The organism is Catenulispora pinisilvae, from assembly GCF_015356865.1.
Classification (GTDB): domain Bacteria; phylum Actinomycetota; class Actinomycetes; order Streptomycetales; family Catenulisporaceae; genus Catenulispora; species Catenulispora pinisilvae.
Window position 1 is genome coordinate 1 of record NZ_JAAFZA010000409.1, and the last position, 5,273, is coordinate 5,273.

Below are 5,273 nucleotides of genomic sequence, written 5' to 3' on the forward strand. Positions count from 1 at the left end.
ACCGAACCCTGACACGCCGCCCTCCGACCGACCCGAGCCGCCCACCGAGAACAAGCCCTCCGGCCTCGCAGCCCGCGCCACCGCCGCAGCCCGCGCCCGCTTGCCACGCCGCGCTGCCGGCACCAGCGCCAGCGCTAGCACCGGTACCAGCACCGAGTCCGCACCTTCCGAAGGCAAGGCCGCCAGCTCGCTCGCCGCCCGCCTTTCCCGGCGCGCCACCAAGTCGCCTGCTCCCGGCACCTTCGCTTCCGCCGCACCATCGCCTGGCCCCAGCAGCCCCGCCACCGGTCCCTCCGACTCTGGCAAGCTCACCGGCTCTCTCTCCGCCCGCCTTTCCCGGCGTGCCGCCCCATCGCTGATTCCTGATATGTCCACCGCCCCATCGCCGAGCCCTGATACGTCCACCGCGCCAGCCACCGCGCCATCGTCCGGCTCCGGCACACCCGCCACCGATCCCACCCTCCTCCGCCGCCGCGCCCGCCAACGCGCCCTGGCCGACCTCCTGCGCGCCCGCCACCCGATCCCCGCCGCGTGGCGCGACCACCTCGCCGCCGACACCCTCGTCTGCCGCTGCGAAGAGGTCCCCGCCGAGGCCATCACCGAAGCCGTCACCGACCTCGGCGCCGCCGACGCCCGCACCGTCAAACTCCTCACCCGCGCCGGCATGGGCTGGTGCCAAGGCCGCGTCTGCGGCTACGCCGTGGCCTGCCTGGCCCGCCCCGATGCCGCCGATCCACCGTCCCCCGCCGACCTCCTCGCCGCTGCCAAACGCCCTCTGGCGCGCCCCGTACCGCTCGGCATGCTTGCCGCGCAAGACCGAAGGAACAAGTGACCATGTCCCGCATGCCCTGGCACGGCGTCGTCGTCGCCACCGCCCTGCCGTTCCGCGACGACCTGTCCGTGGACCTCGACGCGTACGCCGCGAACCTGCGCGCCCTCATCGACGCCGGCTGCGACGGCGTGTGCCCCAACGGCTCGCTCGGCGAGTACCAGACGCTCACCAATGCCGAACGCGCCGCCGTCGTGAAGACGGCGGTCGACACTGTCGGCGGAGACCGGGTGCTGGCCGGAGTCGCGGCGTACGGGTCGATGGAGTCGCGACGCTGGGCCGAGCAGGCCGCGCAAGCCGGCGCACAAGCCGTCATGCTGCTGCCGCCCAACGCCTACCGCGCCGACGAACGCTCCGTCCTGGCCCACTACAAGGCCGTCGCCGAGGTCGGCATACCGATCGTCGCCTACAACAACCCCATCGACACCAAGGTCGACCTCGTCCCCGAACTACTCCAGAAGCTCCACGAAGCCGGCTACATCCGCGCGGTCAAGGAGTTCACCGGCGACACCCGCCGCGCCTACCGCATCAAGGAACTGACACCCGACCTAGACCTCCTGATCGGCGCCGACGACGTCCTGCTCGAACTCGCCCTCGCCGGCGCGGTCGGCTGGATCTCCGGCTACCCGAACGCGATCCCGCACGTCTGCGTCGACCTCTACCGCGCGGCCACCGCCCAGGACACGCAGACCGCCCTGCCGCTCTACCGCGACCTGCACCCGCTCCTGCGCTGGGACTCCCGCACCGAGTTCGTCCAGGCCATCAAGCTCTCCATGGACCTGGCCGGCCTGCACGGCGGCGACTGCCGCCCGCCCCGCGTCCCGCTCCTGCCGGACCAGTACGACGCCATCAAGGCCGACACCCTCCGCGTCCTGCCGCTGGAAGAGCAGGCGCGCGGGCGGAAGCAGGTCTGATGCGTACCAAGCACGTCTACCACGCCGTCGACTCCCACACCGAGGGCATGCCGACGCGCGTCATCACCGGCGGCGTCGGCGTCGTCCCCGGCGAGACGATGATGGCCAAGCGCCGGTACTTCATGGAGCACTTGGACCACCTGCGCACCCTGCTGATGTACGAACCGCGCGGCCACGCAGCCATGTCCGGCGCGATCCTCCAGCCCCCGACCCGCCCCGACGCCGACTACGGTGTCCTCTACATCGAGGTCTCCGGCCTGCTCCCGATGTGCGGCCACGGCACCATCGGCGTCGCGACCGTCCTGGTCGAGACCGGGATGGTGCCGGTCGTCGAGCCGGTGACGACGGTTCGCCTGGACACCCCGGCCGGCCTGATCCTCGCCGACGTCCAGGTGCAGGACGGCGCCGCCAAATCCGTGACCATCCGCAACGTCCCCAGCTTCGCCGAACGCCTGGACGCGCAGGTGGACGTCCCCGGCTTCGGCACCGTCGCCTACGACCTGGCCTACGGCGGCAACTTCTACGCGATCGTCGACCTGGACACCTACAAGCTCCCCTTCGATCACGCGGCCAAGAACGAGATCATCGCCGCCGGCCTGGCCACCATGGACGCGATCAACGCCGCCGACGAACCCGTGCACCCACTCGACGACTCCATCCGAGCCGTCCACCACGTCTACTTCCGCGCCCCCGGCTCCACCGCCCAACACTCCCGCCACGCCATGGCCATCTTCCCCGGCTGGTTCGACCGCTCCCCGTGCGGCACCGGCACCTCCGCCCGCATGGCCCAGCTGCACGCCCGCGGCGAACTGGCACTGAACACCGACTTCGTCAACGAGTCCTTCATCGGCACCCGCTTCATCGGCCGCCTGGTGGAGCAGACCGAAGTCGCCGGCCGCCCCGCGGTGATCCCGACGGTGACCGGCCGCGCCTGGGTGACCGGTACAGCCCAGTACTTCCTGGATCCAACCGATCCGTTCCCTGCTGGGTTCCTGCTCTAATCACGGGATAGGGTTTCGACCATGCCAGACAGGACTACCAGCGGCGCCGCGGTCTTCGCCGCCCCGTCCGCCGGAGCCACCGGAGCCACCGGAGCCACCGGAGCCACCGGGTCCGCCAGCACCCGCGGTGGCCCCAGCACCAGCGCCGGGCTCGGTACCGCCGGCGCCGGCGCCGGCGCCGGCGCCGACCCCGAGCGCGGCCCGGCACTGAACCTGCCCCGGGTACTGGGCCACAACTCGCTCCGCGAACAGGTCTCGCACGCCCTGCGCGCAGCCCTGATCGCCGGCGAACTACGCCCCGGCGTGGTCTACTCAGCCCCGGTACTGGCCGCCGGCTTCGGCGTATCGGCGACACCGGTACGCGAAGCCATGCTCGACCTGGCAAAGGAAGGCCTGGTCGAGGTCGTCCGAAACAAGGGCTTCCGGGTAACCGAACTCTCCGAATCCGACCTGGACCAGTTCACTGAGATCAGGGCACTGATCGAAATCCCAGTAGTAACCGGCCTGGCCCGCACCGCCCCCGCCACCGACCTGGCGGCCCTGCGCCCAGCAGCCGAAGCCATCGTCACCGCCGCCAAAGCCCGCGACCTCATCGGCTACGTCGAGGCCGACCAAGCCTTCCACCTGGCCCTCCTAGGCCTGTCCGGCAACCCCCACCTGGTAGAAGTAGTCAGCGACCTCCGCAACCGCTCACGCCTCTACGGCCTCCCCTCCCTAGCCGACGCCGGCGTCCTCGCCGCCTCAGCCGAGGAACACGTACAACTCGTCAACGCCCTCATCGCCCGCGACGCCGCAACGGTCGAAGCACTGATGAAGACGCACCTGACACACGTGCGATCGATCTGGGCAGGCCGCGAGTAGCTGCCGCAGGCAGGCCGTCGGGGCCAGCCCGCGACGCACCGGTCGGAAGCCGCCGCGGGCCAGCCGCCGATTGCGGCAGCCAAGTCGACGATTGCGCCGGCCCGAGCCGATGGTCGCGTCGGGCCAGCCAGCGGATGCGGCAGCCGAGTCGACGGTTGCGATGGCAGCCGGGTCAGGAGTCCGCACTGGTGGTCGAGCGACGGTCGGCGGCTGAGGTAGCCCGGGCGCCAGACGAGTCGCGAGCCGTGGCGGCGGTCCGGGCGGCAGCCGGGTCTGGCGTTGCCGCGCCGGCCCGGGCGGCAGCCGAGTCCGGGGTTGCCGCACCGGCCCGGGCAGCCGCAGCGTCCTGGAACACCACCCAGCGCATCACGCAGTACATATACACGCCCTCGAGCAGCCCCGACAGGACGCGGGCCAACGCGTAGCCCACCCCCGCCGCAGTCAGGCCGGTGCCGACACCGAGAACGAAGACCAAGTAGTTGACCCCGACTGCCACCACGTAGCGCGCGGTCTGCTGCCCCAGGGCCCCGTGCGACTCGAAGTTGAACACCCGGTTCAACACGAAGCTGAGCGCGAACGCCGTCAGGTAGGACACCGTGACCGCGGCCGGGTACGGCCAGTGCAACAACCGATGCGCCAGCGTCAACAACCCGAGGTCCACCGAGAAGGTGAACCCGTTGATGACCGCGAACCCGAGCAGGCTGGGCGCCACGACGCGCGAAAGCCCGAACGGCAGCCTGCGCACGACGGCGGCCATCAATGCGTGAAAACGGTGCCCGACCACGCGCGCAAGCTACCAGCCCCGAGCGAACGGTCGAGGTCGCTACGACGACATCTTGGCGCGTCGCACGTGCGCAAGAACCACGTCGGCGACCTCGGGCACCGGGACGGTCGTGACCACCTCCAACGTCGCCGACCTCCGCAGCAGCGGCTCGACCAACTCCAGGTTCTCCAACGTCTCGACCAGCTCCGCAGGCTCCTTTCCATAGGGATTGTCGGCGCGCGTCGCCAGTCGCTCGATGATCACCTCGGCCGGCGCGCTCAGCAGTACCACGTGATCGAAGCGGGCACGGAAATGCCCCTGATTGCGAACCGTCCCCTGTACGAACAAGAGTTCAGGGCTGCCGTCTGCGACACCATCCAGCAGCGCGCCGACCCGGCCCTCGTGCCACAGCCGCTCGCCGTCGACCACCTCGTGCCAGTCCCCATAGTCGGTGTCCACGACCCGGTGGCCCCGCCGCCCGAGTTCCTCGAGCAGGGTGGTCTTCCCGGTCCCGGACATGCCGGTCACCAAGATCCGTGTCATGTCGGCCGGTGTCCTGGCAGGGGCCGCTGCCGATTTGGTTCGTCGTACAAGTTTCAGCCTCGCTTTCTTGACTCGGTTGCCTGCGGCATTTGGCACGGGGCCTTCGTCGGTGGCTGCCGGGGCGTCGTTGGCTCGGCTGCCGGGCAGGTTGGCTGCTGCGACCTGCGATCGTTCAAGCTGCGGGCCGCTGACGTGGCGGCTGTCGGTCGTGAGACGGTGCCCGATTCTCGGGCAAGGTACCAGCCGGGCCTCGGGCGGGTGGCTGAGGTCGGTGGCGGGCGGTCGTGCCGCGCTGGACGTGCGCTGCGGTGGTGTCGGCGATCTTTCGGGTAGCGGGAGCGGGAGGTCGGTTGGCGGGCGGG

Annotated in this window: 6 protein-coding genes; 4 read left to right on the forward strand and 2 right to left on the reverse strand. The window is 70.8% G+C overall.

All coding sequences use genetic code 11. The features are described from left to right. Positions 1-367: 367 nt before the first annotated feature. Genes IZR01_RS47935 through IZR01_RS47950 form a run of 4 tightly spaced genes read left to right on the forward strand, consistent with a single transcriptional unit; the run spans position 368 to position 3,605 of the window. Positions 368-832, forward strand: a complete 465-nt coding sequence (locus IZR01_RS47935; protein ID WP_194927745.1) for a (2Fe-2S)-binding protein — start codon at positions 368-370, stop codon at positions 830-832. 2 nt (positions 833-834) lie between these two features. After that, positions 835-1,743 (forward strand): dihydrodipicolinate synthase family protein, encoded by a 909-nt coding sequence (locus tag IZR01_RS47940; protein WP_194927746.1) that lies wholly within the window; start codon positions 835-837, stop codon positions 1,741-1,743. Further along, positions 1,743-2,744, forward strand: a complete 1,002-nt coding sequence (locus tag IZR01_RS47945; RefSeq protein WP_194927747.1) for a proline racemase family protein — start codon at positions 1,743-1,745, stop codon at positions 2,742-2,744. The genes IZR01_RS47940 and IZR01_RS47945 overlap by 1 nt, the downstream gene beginning before the upstream one ends. Before the next feature lie 21 nt (positions 2,745-2,765). Beyond that, positions 2,766-3,605 carry a GntR family transcriptional regulator gene (locus IZR01_RS47950; protein WP_228561390.1) on the forward strand — a complete coding sequence of 280 codons (840 nt, stop codon included), beginning with the start codon at positions 2,766-2,768 and terminating at the stop codon, positions 3,603-3,605. A gap of 172 nt (positions 3,606-3,777) precedes the next feature. Here the strand turns inward: IZR01_RS47950 and IZR01_RS47955 are convergent, their stop codons facing one another. Both IZR01_RS47955 and IZR01_RS47960 read right to left on the reverse strand, forming a co-directional pair. Next, positions 3,778-4,362 carry a GtrA family protein gene (locus IZR01_RS47955; protein ID WP_194927748.1) on the reverse strand — a complete coding sequence of 195 codons (585 nt, stop codon included), beginning with the start codon at positions 4,360-4,362 and terminating at the stop codon, positions 3,778-3,780. A gap of 66 nt (positions 4,363-4,428) precedes the next feature. Continuing rightward, positions 4,429-4,911, reverse strand: a complete 483-nt coding sequence (locus IZR01_RS47960) for an AAA family ATPase (protein ID WP_194927749.1) — start codon at positions 4,909-4,911, stop codon at positions 4,429-4,431. Positions 4,912-5,273: the final 362 nt, after the last annotated feature.

What these genes read in the sequence shown, in the direction of transcription:
- IZR01_RS47935 (WP_194927745.1), top strand. Translation starts at nt 368, where the DNA reads ATGTCCACCGCCCCATCGCCGAGCCCTGATACGTCCACCGCGCCAGCC.
- IZR01_RS47940 (WP_194927746.1), top strand. Translation starts at nt 835, where the DNA reads ATGTCCCGCATGCCCTGGCACGGCGTCGTCGTCGCCACCGCCCTGCCG.
- IZR01_RS47945 (WP_194927747.1), top strand. Translation starts at nt 1,743, where the DNA reads ATGCGTACCAAGCACGTCTACCACGCCGTCGACTCCCACACCGAGGGC.
- IZR01_RS47950 (WP_228561390.1), top strand. Translation starts at nt 2,766, where the DNA reads ATGCCAGACAGGACTACCAGCGGCGCCGCGGTCTTCGCCGCCCCGTCC.
- IZR01_RS47955 (WP_194927748.1), bottom strand. Translation starts at nt 4,362, where the DNA reads ATGGCCGCCGTCGTGCGCAGGCTGCCGTTCGGGCTTTCGCGCGTCGTG.
- IZR01_RS47960 (WP_194927749.1), bottom strand. Translation starts at nt 4,911, where the DNA reads ATGACACGGATCTTGGTGACCGGCATGTCCGGGACCGGGAAGACCACC.